This window comes from Neisseria dentiae, assembly GCF_014055005.1.
In the GTDB taxonomy this organism is placed as follows: Bacteria; Pseudomonadota; Gammaproteobacteria; order Burkholderiales; family Neisseriaceae; genus Neisseria; species Neisseria dentiae.
Window position 1 is genome coordinate 1,118,239 of sequence record NZ_CP059570.1, and the last position, 15,059, is coordinate 1,133,297.

The 15,059-nt window shown below is 53.2% G+C and carries 15 protein-coding genes and 1 CRISPR repeat array; of the genes, 1 reads left to right on the plus strand and 14 read right to left on the minus strand.

Features of this window, described 5'->3' with window-relative positions:
* The first annotated feature begins 15 nt into the window (after positions 1 to 15).
* Positions 16 to 696 (plus strand): TetR/AcrR family transcriptional regulator, encoded by a 681-nt coding sequence (locus H3L92_RS05295; protein WP_085364827.1) that lies wholly within the window; start codon positions 16 to 18, stop codon positions 694 to 696.
* Between the two features lie 53 nt (positions 697 to 749).
* Here H3L92_RS05295 and aroD read toward each other — a convergent pair whose 3' ends face one another.
* The 14 genes from aroD to cas10 form a co-directional block, all read right to left on the minus strand.
* Positions 750 to 1,505 carry a type I 3-dehydroquinate dehydratase gene (gene aroD / locus H3L92_RS05300; RefSeq protein WP_085364826.1) on the minus strand — a complete coding sequence of 252 codons (756 nt, stop codon included), beginning with the start codon at positions 1,503 to 1,505 and terminating at the stop codon, positions 750 to 752.
* A gap of 91 nt (positions 1,506 to 1,596) precedes the next feature.
* Entirely contained in the window at positions 1,597 to 2,709 is a 1,113-nt protein-coding gene (gene csm6, locus H3L92_RS05305) for a CRISPR-associated ring nuclease Csm6 (protein WP_085364825.1), read from the minus strand.
* Positions 2,699 to 3,814: a Card1-like endonuclease domain-containing protein gene (locus tag H3L92_RS05310; protein WP_085364824.1), complete on the minus strand. Its 1,116-nt coding sequence runs from the start codon at positions 3,812 to 3,814 to the stop codon at positions 2,699 to 2,701. The genes csm6 and H3L92_RS05310 overlap by 11 nt, the downstream gene beginning before the upstream one ends.
* Positions 3,815 to 3,840: 26 nt before the next feature.
* A complete protein-coding gene (gene csx16 / locus H3L92_RS05315; protein WP_085364823.1) occupies positions 3,841 to 4,131 on the minus strand; it encodes a CRISPR-associated protein Csx16 in 291 nt (96 codons plus the stop codon).
* Between the two features lie 580 nt (positions 4,132 to 4,711).
* A complete protein-coding gene (gene cas2, locus H3L92_RS05320) occupies positions 4,712 to 4,987 on the minus strand; it encodes a CRISPR-associated endonuclease Cas2 (RefSeq protein ID WP_085364822.1) in 276 nt (91 codons plus the stop codon).
* A complete protein-coding gene (locus H3L92_RS05325) occupies positions 4,962 to 5,315 on the minus strand; it encodes a CRISPR-associated endonuclease Cas1 (protein ID WP_158088134.1) in 354 nt (117 codons plus the stop codon). The genes cas2 (H3L92_RS05320) and H3L92_RS05325 overlap by 26 nt, the downstream gene beginning before the upstream one ends.
* Positions 5,316 to 5,400: 85 nt before the next feature.
* Complete coding sequence (cas1, locus tag H3L92_RS05330) at positions 5,401 to 6,087, minus strand: CRISPR-associated endonuclease Cas1 (protein ID WP_085364820.1); 687 nt, start codon at positions 6,085 to 6,087, stop codon at positions 5,401 to 5,403.
* A gap of 58 nt (positions 6,088 to 6,145) precedes the next feature.
* Positions 6,146 to 6,469: a CRISPR-associated endonuclease Cas2 gene (cas2, locus tag H3L92_RS05335; RefSeq protein WP_085364819.1), complete on the minus strand. Its 324-nt coding sequence runs from the start codon at positions 6,467 to 6,469 to the stop codon at positions 6,146 to 6,148.
* A gap of 440 nt (positions 6,470 to 6,909) precedes the next feature.
* Positions 6,910 to 7,294: direct repeats of the CRISPR family, unit length 32 nt; unit sequence CAATCCCCGTGTTGATGGGGCTTTTTTGTGTC.
* An 82-nt stretch (positions 7,295 to 7,376) separates the two neighbouring features.
* Positions 7,377 to 8,324: a CRISPR system precrRNA processing endoribonuclease RAMP protein Cas6 gene (gene cas6, locus H3L92_RS05340; protein WP_115336319.1), complete on the minus strand. Its 948-nt coding sequence runs from the start codon at positions 8,322 to 8,324 to the stop codon at positions 7,377 to 7,379.
* A gap of 82 nt (positions 8,325 to 8,406) precedes the next feature.
* Positions 8,407 to 10,068 (minus strand): type III-A CRISPR-associated RAMP protein Csm5, encoded by a 1,662-nt coding sequence (gene csm5 / locus H3L92_RS05345; protein WP_085364817.1) that lies wholly within the window; start codon positions 10,066 to 10,068, stop codon positions 8,407 to 8,409.
* 40 nt (positions 10,069 to 10,108) lie between these two features.
* Positions 10,109 to 11,050, minus strand: coding sequence for a type III-A CRISPR-associated RAMP protein Csm4 (gene csm4, locus H3L92_RS05350; RefSeq protein WP_085364816.1), 942 nt, complete (start codon positions 11,048 to 11,050; stop codon positions 10,109 to 10,111).
* A 5-nt stretch (positions 11,051 to 11,055) separates the two neighbouring features.
* Positions 11,056 to 11,766 (minus strand): type III-A CRISPR-associated RAMP protein Csm3, encoded by a 711-nt coding sequence (gene csm3 / locus H3L92_RS05355; protein WP_085364815.1) that lies wholly within the window; start codon positions 11,764 to 11,766, stop codon positions 11,056 to 11,058.
* Between the two features lie 14 nt (positions 11,767 to 11,780).
* Positions 11,781 to 12,191, minus strand: a complete 411-nt coding sequence (gene csm2 / locus H3L92_RS05360) for a type III-A CRISPR-associated protein Csm2 (protein WP_211276401.1) — start codon at positions 12,189 to 12,191, stop codon at positions 11,781 to 11,783.
* A complete protein-coding gene (gene cas10 / locus H3L92_RS05365; protein ID WP_085364813.1) occupies positions 12,191 to 14,869 on the minus strand; it encodes a type III-A CRISPR-associated protein Cas10/Csm1 in 2,679 nt (892 codons plus the stop codon). The genes csm2 and cas10 overlap by 1 nt, the downstream gene beginning before the upstream one ends.
* Positions 14,870 to 15,059: the final 190 nt, after the last annotated feature.

The window sequence follows — 15,059 nt, forward strand, 5'->3', positions numbered from 1 at the left end:
ATAAGGAGTTTTCTCATGGCGAAAGACAGCAAACAAAACACATATCAGCGCATTATCGAATCCGCGCTCGTTCTCTTCAACGAAGAAGGCGAGCGCAACATCAGCACCAACCACATCGCCGCCCACCTGAGCATCAGCCCCGGCAACCTCTACTACCACTTCCGCAACAAAGACGAAATCATCGTGCAGCTTTTCAAACGCTACAGCGACGATTTGCTCGGCTACCTGCAAAACGCCGAACTGCCCGCAGGCGTTTGCGAAGCCGTGGGGTATATGTCGGGCATTTACGACGTGATGTGGCGCTACCGCTTCCTCTTCAGCGATGTCAACACCCTGCTCGCCCGCAGCGCCGAGCTTTTGGGCGAACACAACAACTTCACCCAAGCCAAAGTGTCGCCGCTGCTGGTCAACCTGCTCACCCGCCTCAACGGCCTCAACATCATCAAGGCCGACGAAACCGCCATGAACGATCTGGCGGTGAATATGTGGATAGTAACCAAATACTGGTTCGACTTCGACGGCTCCATCCGCGGCCGCGCCAAACTGAGCGAAGATTCCAAAGTGCGCGGCATCGGCCGCACCCTCAGCCTGCTGCGCCCCTACCTGCTGGAACAATATGTGGCCGAATTCGACCAAACCATCAAAAACCTCACCCCCGAATCGGAATGCGTGCAGCAAAACGCGCTGGCGCATTAAATAACAAGGCCGTCTGAACCTTTTCAGACGGCCTCAAACTTTCCACCGGCGGCTCAGCCCGCCAAAATATTCAAAATCACACGCAAATCATTGGCATTTATCTGCCCCGGCGCCGACGCCTTTTTCGCCGCGCCGAACGTCATCGCCGAACCGAACGTTTCCCCCGCCAAACGGCTGATCACACCGATTTTGCCCATCGCCATCGTAACCAGCGGCTGCTTCGCATATCGGCCGAACATCGTTTGCGTGGCATCGAGCAGCACCAGCACATCGGCGGGCGACTGCGGCATCACAGCGATTTTGCAGATATCCGCCCCCCAATCCTGCATGGTTTGCAGGCGCGCGATAATGTCTTCTTTCGGCGGCGTTTCATAAAAATCATGGTTGCACAGCAGCGCCGCCACACCCTGCGCCTTAGCCAGCGCCACCGTTTCCTTCACCTCTGCATCGCCCGCAAACAGCTCGATATCGACGATATCCGCCAAGCCCGAACGTATGGCCGCCTGCACCAGCGCAAAATAAACCTCTTGAGAAACCGGGCATTCGCCCCCCTCTTCCGCCCGCCTGAACGTAAACAGCAGCGGCGTATCGGGCAGCGCTTCGCGCACCTGCCGCAAACAATCCATCACATAACCCGCATCGGCCGCCCGCTCGAGAAAATCCGCGCGGAACTCCACCACATCGAAACTCAAACCCTGCAAATCCTGCAAAGCCGCTTGCAGGCCGTCTGAATCTTTTGCCACCAGCGGCACGGCGATTTTCGGGCTGCCCTCGCCCAAAACGGTATTTTTGATTTTTACGGTGTTCATGTTATTCCTTAAAATGATAAAACAACGGTTTTCAAACGGTATCAAACCTTGCAAAGCCCGATAAATCCAAGGCTACCATTGATAATCCGCGCTAACCATACCGGATTTCGATTCTGTTTTTATCTGTTACCAGTTGATAGCTCAAGCAGTTTCTCGATCCCGAGCTGGCAATCAGATAATACTTGGCATAATCGTCCAAATGACGCACCAACACCTTTTTAATCCGCGTCGGCACTTCTTTCCAGATTTCATCGATATCCAAATTTTGATAAACCTCTTGCTGATGGCGCTTTGCCTGAGGGCCGCTTCCTTGCAGCTCTTTTTTAAACCGGCAGTAATGCTGCCAATAACGCTCTTTCAAACGTTGGTAATCGGGGCTGTTTCTCTGCCTGCACAACACAACGCCTTCCCGTTTGAATTCGGCCATCGCCAAATAAAAACTGAATTCGCGTTCCACCAGCTTGATCGGCTCCATATTGCCGCAAACAATGCTCATGCTCGGACAGTCGATCAGCAAATTAAAATCACCCAAACCCTTTTGCGTTAATTCCACCGCCTGAGAAAAACTCCAGTTATCGGCCAGCCGCAGTTTCGGCATTCCTTCGCGCATACGAACAAAAGGAATATCGGCCAACATCACCTGCGCCTGCGAGGCATCCAAACGGCCTTTGGCCGTATCCAGCCACACGCTTTGGCGCGGCGGATAAAAAAATTCGCGGTGCTGTTCGAAAGCCTCTTCCACCAGCACATGCGACAATTTATCCTGCCGGCGGCCGAAGAGCGACAACGCGTAACCGATGTAAAACCCCATCGATTTGCGCCCGCCCGCAATCGACACATGCAATTCGGTTTGCCTGTCGGCACACAAATCATGAATAAAGCGTACAATCTGATCCGCCGCCAGATTGTTTTCCTGCGGCGAACGGATATCGGCCAGCGGCTGCCCGTTCTCATCGCGTATCACATGGATAAAATCCTTATCGAAAGCAATATCCTGCAATTCATATTCTTCGCACAAACGCCGGAAAAAACCGCACTCTCCCAAGAGAGAGGCGGCGATATTATCGGCACCGGTTTGCGTGGTTAACACGTGCACTTCCTGCGGCAGCCATTGCTGCTGCGTATGGAGCGCATACAGCGTTTCCGTCACAATCTGCGGCGACATACCGGTAACTGCCACCAAGATTCTTTTTTTAGCGGCCATTCGCCCATTTCTCCAGCAGTGTTTTCATGCCGCTCAAATCCTTTTGTTCGATAACCCCGATTTGCGCCCCCATCGCCCGGTTACGGATTTTTCCGGTCAATTCCCGATACGACAGCAGCATCGCTTTTGTTCTCAGGCCGCCGAGTTTTTTCAACGATTCCAGCTTATACAGCGCCTCCTCGGCTTTATCCTCATGCTTGGCAAAATTGGCTGTTTTACACTCCAACACATGCAACACATTATCCACCAGCAGCAGCACATCCAATTCATTGTGTTGGAACACCTGCTCTTTGGCATTTTCAATCTGCACGTTCAGCGCCACATCCTGCACACCCGGCAAAGATTTGGCCGTCTGAAACACATAATCCTCAAACCAGCCGCCCGCCACATATTGTTTGGCCTCTTCATCAACGAACACCAAGCAATCGCCTTGCTGCCGCGCCAAATCGTTTTTTGCCAATAAATCCAGCAAATTCTGCATATTGTGCGCAGGCACTTTACATTTCAATGCCCGCTTATCCGTTTGTGAAATTTCAAAATTGAGCCGACCCAACTCCGGTCCCAAGCTGCCATGTGCACGCACCAACTCTTCCGCAAACGGCAGCCACTCAGGATGCGCCAGCTGCTTTTGCAGCTTATGCCGCGCCGGATAGCCGTGCAGCGTCAAATAATCTTCGATTTTGATTTTAGGCGGTTGCAGCAACAAACGCTCGTTATTATCCAGCAGCAGCACTTCATTGCTGTCTGCCGTGAAATAAAACGACGGATAGCCCGCCTCTTTAAACATCGCAAACGCCGCAATTGCCATCAGCTTGGTGCCGCCGGTTACATTCAGCGCCACCTGATCCTTATCCATATCGCACAACAACGCAAACACCCGTTCACCCACCTGCGCCATATCATAAGCATCAGCCACCGCCAGTTGCCGCACCTTTACCCCGCAACTTTTGCGCATCACATCAGCCAAAGCATCCGCTCCGGCCTGCATCTGCTCCGTTACCAGCAGCACCACTTCCTGCGGGCGGAAATCCTTATCCAGCACCGGCAAAAAATTCGGCACCGCCTGATCCGAAACCAAACACACATGCACATCAAATTTTTTCATCGATTCACCCTTTTTATTGATCAAAATTACAACGCCCGCACCTCGAAACGGCGCAAAGTGCAGCCCATCGCCGACATATCCTCAGCCGAATATTCCGAACCGCGCCCTGCCTCTTCCTGCGGCAGTGTTAAAAAATAAAAAATACCGCCGCGCGCGCAAACCTCCGCCGCCAGATGCAGCGGCAGCGTGCCCAGCACCACATCACCCGCCTGAATATCCTGCGGATCCAAATGGCACAAAAAGCAGTCTACCCGCCATTGCGGCTGCTGCAAAATCCACTCTAACGCCCCCGCATGGCGCGAAACAAAATATATCATAAAACTATTTCTGCAATTGCTTCCAACCGGCCCGCAAACCAAGGGGTTGGTAAAATTTAAAACATCACAAAAACCGCTTGTAATTTAGCAGGCGGGCTACTGCCCGCCTGCCGCTTTAACCGCTCCATCCGTTTTACTTGATAGAGCGCGGAGCTTAACGGCGCTCCTACCGCGAAGCCCCACTATTCTAAGGCTTCTTTTACCGCCTCAACAGCGGCTTCTGCCACCGCAACCGCAACTGCGGTTAGCAGCGTTACCAATATAGGATGCATATAATGCTCCTTTCTATTGTTGCAACAATCCAATCACAGCAGCAAAACTACTGCGCCTTACAGCCCTTAACACCGGCTGCCCGCGCCCCGCTTATTTGCGCGTGGTGTGGTCAAGAATGACCTTGATCACTTCAAGTGCTAATTTTGCCCAATCCATTTTTGAGTTCACCTCCTTATAAATAACCAACCACATCTCTATAACTTGGTTCGGTTTTTAGTCATTTATCCGAATGAGCGTATTATTCCCAATCCTGGCGCCTATTTCATCAGGCACAAATTTGTATAGAAACAACAAAAAAGGAAAAGCCTTATTCCGGCAAAGCCAGATAAACCCCTTCCGGCATACCGTCCTTGCCCAGAGAACGGGAAAAACCGCCGCCCGGCAACGGATAAATGCGCAAATCATCTTGTTTCGAATGCAGCTTCGGCAGCAGCTCATCCAAGCATTGCCGGTAATCCTCTGCGCTGCCCGCCAACAAAAACACACTGTTCTGCAAAGGCAGCGCATGGTTGCACAAAATACGGTATGCCCGCTGCAAGCGGGCGGTGTCGGCAATATCATAAGCAATCAGCCAGCGCATCATCTTCCTCCGCCGCCACCATTTCGGATTCGGCAAAACATCCGCTTTCATCCCCCAGCTCACCACCCAAGGCCGAAAGCAAATCCATGCATAAACGGCGCATTTGCGGCCGCCATGATTTTGCCGCCGTTTCAAAAGCCGCATAAAAGCGCATTCTGCCGGCCTTACCCATTTCGCACGCACCGCCGCGCATCGAAAAATCCTCCGCACGCAGCACCCCGTCGGCAAACAAAGCAACCGCCCATTCGTCGTAAAGCGGGCGTATCGGCTCCACCAAATCGCAAGCCAACGATTCCCGCCCGTGTTCGATACCATGATATAGTGAATTCAAATAAAAACTCCGAAATGAAATAACTGCATTCAAACTTGCAATTGGGCGATATGCTAAAGAATCGTTTTACCCTACTTCGGCATTCTTATTTTAATCCACTATAAAACCCCACAAACGGATCCAACCCCGTTAAATACACCTGCCGCACCAATTCGAAATGCAAGAGCGTATAACCCAGCGATAAAACCGCATTAAACGCATCGGCCGGCGGCCTGCGGTTGCGGCCGTTGAAATTCAAAGAATCCGGCAACACATAAGCCAGCGCCGCAAAATAACGGGCGGCCGCCGCCCCCTCCAAGCCGCGCAACCGGGCCGTATCCGCCGCCGCGCCGATCTCTCCCGCCACATCCGCCAACACCGAACACGGTTGGTGCAAACGCGCCCGCAACACATCGCTTTTCGTTGAAAACCGTTCCAGCAGAGCCGCTTGCGAAGCCACTTTTCCGCCCACCCAGCCTTTAGCCTGCCGCAAACAAAAATCCGCATTCTGCGCCAGATTAAACTGCGCCATCCGCCGTTGCGCATCCACCTTCAAATTCGGCATCAGCAACACCGGCTGCCGCTTTCTGCCGCTCAACACCACCACACCTGCTCCGTGTTCGCCCAATTTGCCCAACACCGAGGCCGAAAGCTGCAAATCTCCCCGGATACACACCCGCTCCAGCAGCTTGAGCGGCACCGTGCCCATCCGCTCATTCCCGTCATAAAAAGCCAGCGCACTGCTATCGGCACGCAACGTCAAGCCCTTGCGATCAACAAACAAAGTAACCATTTTTCCGTTCTCCTTATGCGTTATATATTACAACCAATTGATTACCTAAGTAATAGTTTTATTTTCTCTGATTGAGACCTTGAGACCTTTGCAAAACCGCCCTCAACCGATCACAAACGGCTCGAATGCCAAACTTTTCGCACAGCCGAAAAAAAAACGGCGGCACGGTTTCGTTTAAACGGAACACATGCAGCCGGTCGTTTTCAGCCAGCATAGCCGGCAGCGTTGCACACAACATGCGCAACTCGCCCGCCGTTAACCAGCATTCGAATAAAGATTTCTGCCCGCCCACCGCATAAGCGCGGAGCATGCGCCGCACCCGGTTTTGCGTGCGGATGTCGGCAATATCGTAGGCAAACAGATAAAGATGCCTTTTCGCCATCTTCGATTCCCCTTGAATTTTAAGCCATCGTTAATCAGCTTGAAACCTATGCAAAACACCCGAAGGCCGTCTGAAACACCCCCGGCCATCATCATACCCGGGCTTGACCCGGGTAGCTCTATTTCTTTCAAAGCAACAAGATGCCCGGCTCAAGCCCGGGCAAACGAAGGAGCATTTCAGACGGCCTGAGACCTTTGCAAAAATACCTTAAGGCCGTCTGAAATGCTTAAATCCCGTCATTCCCGCGTAGGCGGGAATCCAGATGGAAATATTGAAGCATTGATTAAACAAATACTTAGATGCCAAGCGTCTGGATTCCCGCCTACGCGGGAATGACGGAGTTCAGATTTTTTAGATAGCAATTTGAATTTTGCAAAGGTCTCGGCCTTAAAGTATGTTTGCAAAGATTTCAGACACACAGTAACACCTGTTTGAAAAACCAATCCCCGTGTTGATGGGGCTTTTTTGTGTCAAATGGGCGCTGCTCACCCGACCGAACTACATCAGTCTCAATCCCCGTGTTGATGGGGCTTTTTTGTGTCCGAAAAAAGCGCAGTAAAAACAAAGGCAAAAAAGTCTCAATCCCCGTGTTGATGGGGCTTTTTTGTGTCCACAGACCGTCAACGATATGCTGGAAGTGGCCAAAGGTCTCAATCCCCGTGTTGATGGGGCTTTTTTGTGTCCAGAAATTCTCGAAGAATTGTCTTTGCAGGCAGAACTCTCAATCCCCGTGTTGATGGGGCTTTTTTGTGTCCTGCAGCAAGTTGAACAATTACTGACTATTCGTAACTCTCAATCCCCGTGTTGATGGGGCTTTTTTGTGTCCAGCAGACAGCAACTTTCACTTTCAAAATCAATCGGTTGAAAAGGGGTTTTCCAACAAATCTCTTCTTTACAAAGCTAATCATTATTTAACCTCTGCCAACGTGTAACGGCCTAAGCCGAATACGGTTTCTTTGCCGATATGCAGCCATTGGCCGATATGCAGCAATTGGGCAAATGATAAAGGCAAATGGTCGAACCGCCAAGTGCCGGTAATGCCGCCCAAGGTCATTTTCTGCTGCTGGCGGTTGGAATAGCGCGTCCAATCCTGCCATTGCAGCTTGGCATGGTTGGGTATGCGGTCGGCGGCGGCGGCCAGTTTGCCGAAATCGGCTTCGATGGGGGCTTCCCAATGGCGGGTGGCGATAGCCGAGGTGCGGCGCATCAGTTGGCGCAGCAGTATGCCTGCCTGTATGCGGTGGATGCCCAGCACGCTGCCTTGGCTTTGCAGCCTGAGCGGGGTGCGGATATGCAGGGTGCAGGCTTCGGGATAGCTCTTGGGCAGTATCAGGGTGTTCGGGTGGGGTTGGATATGGCCGTCTGAAAAGATATTCTGCCAGCCATGCGGGGTTTCGACGGCGATATTGCTTAATATGCCCTGCCCTTTGGCGGGGCCTACGCCGTGTTGGAACGCCTGCTTGAAACTATGGGCAATCAGCGGCAGCTGGTGGCGGGCGCGGCCTAGCAGCACCATTTCGAATGAAAAGGTTTCGCCTTTATCGTAACCGGTTTGTTTGTTTTCGGGTGCTTCGATGATATAGGGCTGCGGCGGGGTTTGCCTGAAGCTGCTGCTGAGCCGTTCGTCGGCGGCCGGGGCGAACAGGCGGGTGTAAGGGCAGCTTTCTTGCAGGGGGCAACCGCCGCATTCTTTCTGCCGGGTCATGCAGGCGGCGCGGCGCAGGGCATGGCCGAACACGCCGCGCAGGGTGGAGCCTGCATATTCGGGCAGCCGCAATTCGCTCTCGAGGGTGAAGTCGAGGCGGTAGCGCGCGATGGGCAGCTCGGCGGGCAGCTTGAGGGCTTGGTGGTGCATGGTGTTCAGTTCCTTATTTGGTTTATCTATCAGGTTTCAGGTAGCCTTGCGTCCCATTCTCCCAACGAGAACCGAGCTTGCTTTATTCGCCGCGCAAGCGGCGCAATACGGCTTTGATTTCTTTTTCGCGCTTGCCGACAAATAGGCTGGGCTGGACTTCCTGCATGGTTTTGAAGCTGAGTGCTTCGGCAACTGTTTTCTGCTCGGCGGCGACGAAGGTTTCGGCGGCTTGCTTTAGCGCGGCCAACAGGCTTTGATAGAGCTCGGTGTGAGCCTGCTGGTTGCGTGGGTCGTAAACAAAGGCAGCCAATTGTTCCAGCCATTCTGCAATCAGCCGTTCGGCGGGGCTCATGGCGGCCAGCTCGGTTTGGCGGCGCTCGGCCTCGGCGGCTTCGCGCTGCTCTTGGGCGATGCGTTCCTGCTCGGCGGCCTGTGCTTGTGCCTGAAGCTCGGCAGCAGCGGCGGCGGCCTGTTGCCTGCGTTCGGCCAATGCGGCTTGGGTGCCGCGGATGGCGGCCAAATGGCTGCTGTTGTGTTCGCACCATTGTTGCAGGGCGTGGTTGTCGCTTGGCGGGTCGATTTCGATTAATGCCCAGCCGAAAGGCAGCAGGCCGTGGGTTTCGGCTGCGGATTGGGCGGCCAGCCACACGGTTTTGGTTTTGGGTTCGAAAACGGGTTTCTGCCCTTTGCCCTGCATGATTTTGATCTGTGCCAAACCATCAATGGTTTTGCTTTCGGCACCGCCGTGTTTGCCCAAACGCACCAGCATCATGCTGCCTTTTTGCAGTTGCGGTGTTAATTGCGCCAGCAGGTTGCGGGTATGCCGGAGCCAATCGGGGGCAATCAGGTTGCGTTCTTCTAATTGGCTGCATTCCTGCTCAAAGCGCTTGATGTGGTAGCGGTTGGCATCGATGGCGAGTTGTTGCAGGTTTTCGGGCTGTACGCGGTTTTCAGGCAGGCTTTTTTGCGGCTGCTTGATATGCGGATGGTGTTGCAGCAATAAATGCTGGATGGTGCAGGTGGCGGCAAAGGCGCGGTATTGGCCGTGCTGGATGGTTTCCCGCCGTCCGGTTGCGCCTTTGGCTTCAACGGTGTTGCCGTCTTTCACTACTCTTTTCTTTTTGTGGTTGGTGGCGTATTGGATTTGGGTGGCCACATCACCGGCGGGCATAAAATCGGCGGTTTTCAACAGACGCAGGCCGTCTGAAGCGAAGCTGCCCAAATAGTTGCTTTCAAAACGGCCGGCATCGCGTGAAGTCGGTTTCGGCTGCGGAGCGTGTTTGCCTACCATGCGCTCCAACAGAGCGGTGCGCAAACAGCCTTTGAAGGCGCTGCCGGGGATATAGGGCTGGTGGGTAATCGGGTTGACGATGGTGCGCTCGATATCCAAACGGTTATACACATTTTTGCCGCCGGTTTCACGATTGGCTACCTTACCGATGCGCTCTTTATATTCGTTTTCCAATGCTGTGCTGACCGCTACGGCTTTATAGGCGCTGTCGGCAAAGGTTTGGGCGTGTTTGTCGAAATATTGCTGGATGCGGTCGATTTTTCCCGATTGGGCGGCTTCCTGCAATTCGCTGCGCTGCTGCGGGTTTAACGCAGCTTGGGCTGGATCAAAGGCGTAGAGTACGCCGTCTGAAATCACATAGTTGGTCGGCTCGTAGTCTTCCCCGCTGCCCAAATGGATGGGCGAGAGCGGGGTAAGAAACAGGCGGTAAGGGGTTAAAAAAGCTTGGCTCATGCTGCGCTCCGTTTCGGCCGTCTGAAAACGGCGGCGGGGTTTAATTCAATGCTTCGGTATTCAAATCAAAAAACAAGGCGGGGGCATAACCTTGGTGCACGGCTTGCGGCTGGCTGAGAGAAACACCGCCGATGCCCTGCCCGATATAGGGGCTGCCCGCCGCAGTGCCGCTGAACACAGCGCCGGTTTGCGCCATCAGCACCGGCTGTTTAAACGGCCGGCTGCTGCGTGCCTGGATATTGCCGTGCCGACCGAAGCGGGTTTGGGTGTGGTAGTAGCTGCGCTCAGGGTTGTAGCCCAAGCCTTGCGGGCAAGAGGCGGCCAAGGTGAACACGGCGTTGCCGGCCGCATGGCATTGGAACAAATCGCTCTCTTCAAAGGCTTCAAGGCTGAATTTTCCCAAACCGGCTGAAGCGTCGCGCCCGTAACCGCTTCGGCCGGTATTTTCTAGAACCTGCTGCAACTGCTCTTTTTTCAGACGGCCTTCATCCAACAGGCAGTAAACCGTCCAAAGGCTGCCGCTGCCATACCAAATCTGTTCGCTTTCGTGCGGTGCAAACTGGCCGCCGGCACCGGTGGTGTGGGTTTGGCGGTTGAGGCTGTTGTGCGGCTGGCGGTGGCTGCCCACCAGATTCGGGCTGATGTCGGCGCTGCTGAGGGCTTGCTGCTGCCACAGGCGGCTGTCGCTGCCCAATGCGCTTTCAGGCAGCCATTGTTTTTTCTTCAGCTTTTTGCGGTCGGTTTCCGCTCCTTCCTGCCAATAGTCGGACGGCAATGCAGGCAAGGGCAGGAAGCCTTCGGGGAAGGCATCGGAAACCACCAGGAAGGGGCGGTTTTCGGTGTAGCCTTGCAGGCAGTTTTTTAGTGTTTCCGTGCCGTATTGCTCGACGATGCCCCAGCAGATTTGGCCGAACAGTGTGTCGCCCACCAAGGGTGTGCCGAAAGCGGTTTCGGGGCGCAGGATCAGTTTATAGGCTTGCATAGGCGTTATTTCGCAAAGGGTTGGATGGTGTTGAAACGATCGTCTATCGATTCTCCGTTCAGGCACACGGCTTCGAATTTCACTTTGCCGTAACCGCGTGAGCCGGAGCCGCCGAGGCTGTCCCACTCGAGCAGTTTTAAGCCTTGCAGCAGGGTATCCAACAGGGCTTTTTCGTCACCGTCGAATTCTTTTACCGTTAATTTGAAATCGAATTCGGCACCGGCGGGCACGCGTTCGGTTTGGCGGGGATGTTCTGCCGTGCCGGCAATGCGGTTAATACGGTTTTCGCTTTTCACTTCAGTAAACAGCAGATTGTCGTTGCGCAAACGTTTTGCATAGTCTTGATTCAGGCTGCAATCCCAAAATGAAACCCGGGTGTGGCCGATTTCCTGTTGCAAGGCTTCGCTTTGGCTGTCGCCGCTGATGCCGAACAGCTGCAAAATGTGTTTGACGGCGGTTTTCTCCGCCCCTTGTGCGGTTTCGTATTCACGCTTGCCCAGCGGTGCTTCCTGCACCACACCGCTTTTCCATTCCAAAAGGCTGCGGATTTTGCCTTTGATGCTGCTGCCGGGAATATACGGCTCGCCGCTCACCGGATGTTTGATCACGCTGTTGTCGATGCCGCCGATATGGATTTCGCTGTCGCCCGCGCCGATATGCAAACCGGTTTGCAACACCAGCTTGGCTTCCAAAATATGAATGTTTGCTAATTTCATGTTGTTCTCCTGAATTATTTGGCTTCGTGGGCTTTGCGGAAACCCAATACGGCTTCGAAAAAGAGTTTGGCGTTTTTTAAGCTGTCTGCGCTGTTGATCTCGCCGATGATGCGGTTGAACATTTCGACAAAATGTTTATCAACATGACCACGCCCTTGGGCATAAGCAGCCTTGGCTTTCAGCATCTGGATAAACGGTGCGGCTTTTTGGTATTCGCCCGCACGGTCGGCTGCCTGAAAAACCTTGTCGTGCCACATGGCCAATTCGTCGTAAAACTTGCGCAATTGGGTGGATTTATTGGTATCGGCTGTCCGCCCTCTTTCATTGGGCTGCGGCTGGATATGCTCCGCCGCCTCTTGCGCCACGGTACTGAAAATATCCACCGGCAACTGCTCGGTATTTAATTTGATTCGGTTCAAGTCCATTATTTTGCCCTTAACAAGTAGAAATGATTAAACAAAGGAATACGGTATTTCGCTTCCAAACGCTCGATGCCGTTTTGATAAAATGCTTCGGTCAATTGGGCGTAAGCATTGTTTTTGCTGCTGATTTTTTTGTTGTCGTTCACATAACGGCGGATGCGGTAGGCCATGCGGCTGCGCCACATACCGGCGGCAATATCGCCGTTTCGCTCCCGGCCCGCTGCTTCGCAGAACTGCAACATATCGTAGATAAAACCGGTACTTAATCCGTAAGCATCTTTTAATTCACCGATTCTTACCGCTGCGGCTTCAATCGCGGACCATTCATGCCATGAAACACTGGTGCCGTAAACGCAGAGGCTGTTTTTCTGCCCGTATTGCGGGTGGGATACGCCTTTGGCTGCGTCCAAAGCTTCTTCAGCTCCGGCAGATAATCTGCCCAAAGGCAGGCCGGGCTTGGTGATGTAAATACCGGCGCTGAAGCTGATTTCCTCATTGCCGGCCACATAACGGCCAAACGCCTCCCGCATATCGGCAGCCAATTTTTGCGTTTGCAACCACGGGCCGATGAGAAAGAAATCATCGCCGCCGGCAAATACGGTATAGGTGTTCGGATAATGTCCGGCACAATAAGCAGGCAGCCATAAGCTGAAAAAGTGGTTCATCTGGCGGGAAAGTGCCGCCATCTTGGCAAAAGTAGGTGCCTGCAAACCTTTCTGGAAGATGGTGCCGAGATTATCGACATCGCCTTTTAAGGCGGCGATGGCTACTTTGCCGATAAACTGCCGCCCGTCTTTACCGGTTCTGTCTTCACAGGCCAAATGGTTAAAGGTCTTCGGCTGTCCGGTTTGGATTTCGTTTGGGTCTTCTTCCTCACGCACAGGGCTGTATTTTTCCTGCATCCATTCATCGCCGTTGCTGAAATGGGGCACATAAGCATTGATGTAACGACGGGCATAGCCGTTCCAAACGCTGCCGCCAAGCTGCTTGGGCAGGCTGAAATCCCAAAAACGCCATAAAGTGCCGTCGGCCGCCTGCGTGCCGAATTTGCCACTAATGTCTTCTTCGTCAGTAAAGGCGATGTGCAAACCGAACACAGGCAGGCGCAGCTTGACGGTATCGCTGCCGGAATAGACGCTTGCCCCGTCTTGCAAAATAAGAATGCGGTTTTGCTTGGCCAGCAGATTGCCCAAGGTAATCTGGTCTTGCGACAAGCGTGCCGCCGCCCTGCCGTCTGCCTCGATTTCTGCGGGCAACTGCTGGTTGTAGCTGCACACGCTGCCGGCGGCGCATTGGCCGTAATCCGCGTTTAACACGGTCGGAGCGCCTGCGGTCAGGTTAAAGCGTTGCAGCTTAGCTCGTTCCAACACCGCAAACGATTGTTTGACCAACGCGGCAAAACGTTCTTTATCGGTGAAATCGTTACAGCTTGCTGCCTGCGCCGATAAGCCCATGGCCACTTGACCGAAGCTGTGCCGGATAAACCAATCGTTGATTTCGGCTTTCACCGCTTCCACCGCTGCGCGTACGTCTGCGGTATTGGGGGCCACAATCATGAATTTGCCGGCGGCATTTAAAATCTGCGAAACCGACGGCAAGCCGCAGGCACGCAACACTTTTAATGCCGCCAATTCGGCAAACAGCGACACTTGAAACGAGCGGCCGCGCAATAACTTGGCGGCGCGTTTGTTGGTTTGGCTGCCTGAAGCAAAAATAAAATTCTGAATGCCGAAAAAATCGCCCTGAATCAGCAGGATTTTCTGCTCATCCCAATCGCTGCGGCTTTTCAATGCCTGCGCTGCCTCATCACCGGTTTGCCCGTTTGCTTCATGCCAGCGCCACAAAGCGGCGGCCAGTGCGGCCGTGGTTTTGCTGTGGTCGTATAAAGACACTTCGGGCTTCACATCGAAAGCGGTTACGGCAGGAATGGCATGGGTGAAGGTTTGCCACAGGGTATCGAAATGATCCAGCCATAAATCCCAGTTTTGGCGGTGTGAAGCCGGGATGGCCTCCAATGCCTGCAAAAATTCTTGCCACAAATCCTGATATTCTGCCTGCGCCCGTTGGTTGTCGCCCGGCTCGCCCGTTTCGCGCTTTTGCGGAAAAATTGATTCGGGCGACAAGGCTTTGAGCGGATAGCAATAATCCAAATCGGCATTACCCAAAGGCTTGGCCGGCCTGTGAACGGCGATTTGTTCAAACAATGTTAACAGGCGCGCCTGATAGTGGTTTTTACCGGTTTGCCGGTTACCGTTGTCCGGTGCGGTATCGTCGCTTTGGTTGTAGCGTTCGAACGTTTCCCGTTCAAAGCCCGAAGCCACCCGGTCGGCAGTGGCAATAATCCATTGCAGAAAGGTTTCCGGCTTGTGGTGCATGGCGGAGGCATTGAGCAGGGAGTCGGTTTTATCCGCCCCTTGCACCCTGTCGGCAAACGGATACATATCGCCGCAAACCAAATCCGGCACGTGCTGTTCCAAAATATCCCAAGCCAAGGCGGTATAGGCTGCATGTTTGTGCGTATATTGCAGGCTCGGTTTGCCGTCAACAAACAAACGGGGACAATAAAGTTGGACATGGGTTTGCAGCTTGTCAGCCGGCACATCCAAGCGCGCCCGTTCTGCAAATTTGCCCAAATCGTGCAAATAGGCAGCAAAAGCCACTTTTGCGGTTGAATTCAACATAAATGTTTCCTATTGTTAAATCAGGTTGTTTTATTAAACAAACTTTTTACTTTCGTCATGCATTGTAAGCAATTGTAGCAAGGATTATGGGCTCTGTGTATAGGCACAAATTTGTGTGAACAAATACATAATTCTTTGTATTTATTTCAATTTCTTAACTACCTATTTGTTCTGTTAAAATCACCCCCTA

Bases quoted from the DNA above. Each gene is read 5' to 3' on its own strand.
- H3L92_RS05295 (WP_085364827.1), top strand. From the start codon at position 16: ATGGCGAAAGACAGCAAACAAAACACATATCAGCGCATTATCGAATCC.
- aroD (WP_085364826.1), bottom strand. From the start codon at position 1,505: ATGAACACCGTAAAAATCAAAAATACCGTTTTGGGCGAGGGCAGCCCG.
- csm6 (WP_085364825.1), bottom strand. From the start codon at position 2,709: ATGGCCGCTAAAAAAAGAATCTTGGTGGCAGTTACCGGTATGTCGCCG.
- H3L92_RS05310 (WP_085364824.1), bottom strand. From the start codon at position 3,814: ATGAAAAAATTTGATGTGCATGTGTGTTTGGTTTCGGATCAGGCGGTG.
- csx16 (WP_085364823.1), bottom strand. From the start codon at position 4,131: ATGATATATTTTGTTTCGCGCCATGCGGGGGCGTTAGAGTGGATTTTG.
- cas2 (WP_085364822.1), bottom strand. From the start codon at position 4,987: ATGATGCGCTGGCTGATTGCTTATGATATTGCCGACACCGCCCGCTTG.
- cas1 (WP_085364820.1), bottom strand. From the start codon at position 6,087: ATGGTTACTTTGTTTGTTGATCGCAAGGGCTTGACGTTGCGTGCCGAT.
- cas2 (WP_085364819.1), bottom strand. From the start codon at position 6,469: ATGGCGAAAAGGCATCTTTATCTGTTTGCCTACGATATTGCCGACATC.
- cas6 (WP_115336319.1), bottom strand. From the start codon at position 8,324: ATGCACCACCAAGCCCTCAAGCTGCCCGCCGAGCTGCCCATCGCGCGC.
- csm5 (WP_085364817.1), bottom strand. From the start codon at position 10,068: ATGAGCCAAGCTTTTTTAACCCCTTACCGCCTGTTTCTTACCCCGCTC.
- csm4 (WP_085364816.1), bottom strand. From the start codon at position 11,050: ATGCAAGCCTATAAACTGATCCTGCGCCCCGAAACCGCTTTCGGCACA.
- csm3 (WP_085364815.1), bottom strand. From the start codon at position 11,766: ATGAAATTAGCAAACATTCATATTTTGGAAGCCAAGCTGGTGTTGCAA.
- csm2 (WP_211276401.1), bottom strand. From the start codon at position 12,191: ATGGACTTGAACCGAATCAAATTAAATACCGAGCAGTTGCCGGTGGAT.
- cas10 (WP_085364813.1), bottom strand. From the start codon at position 14,869: ATGTTGAATTCAACCGCAAAAGTGGCTTTTGCTGCCTATTTGCACGAT.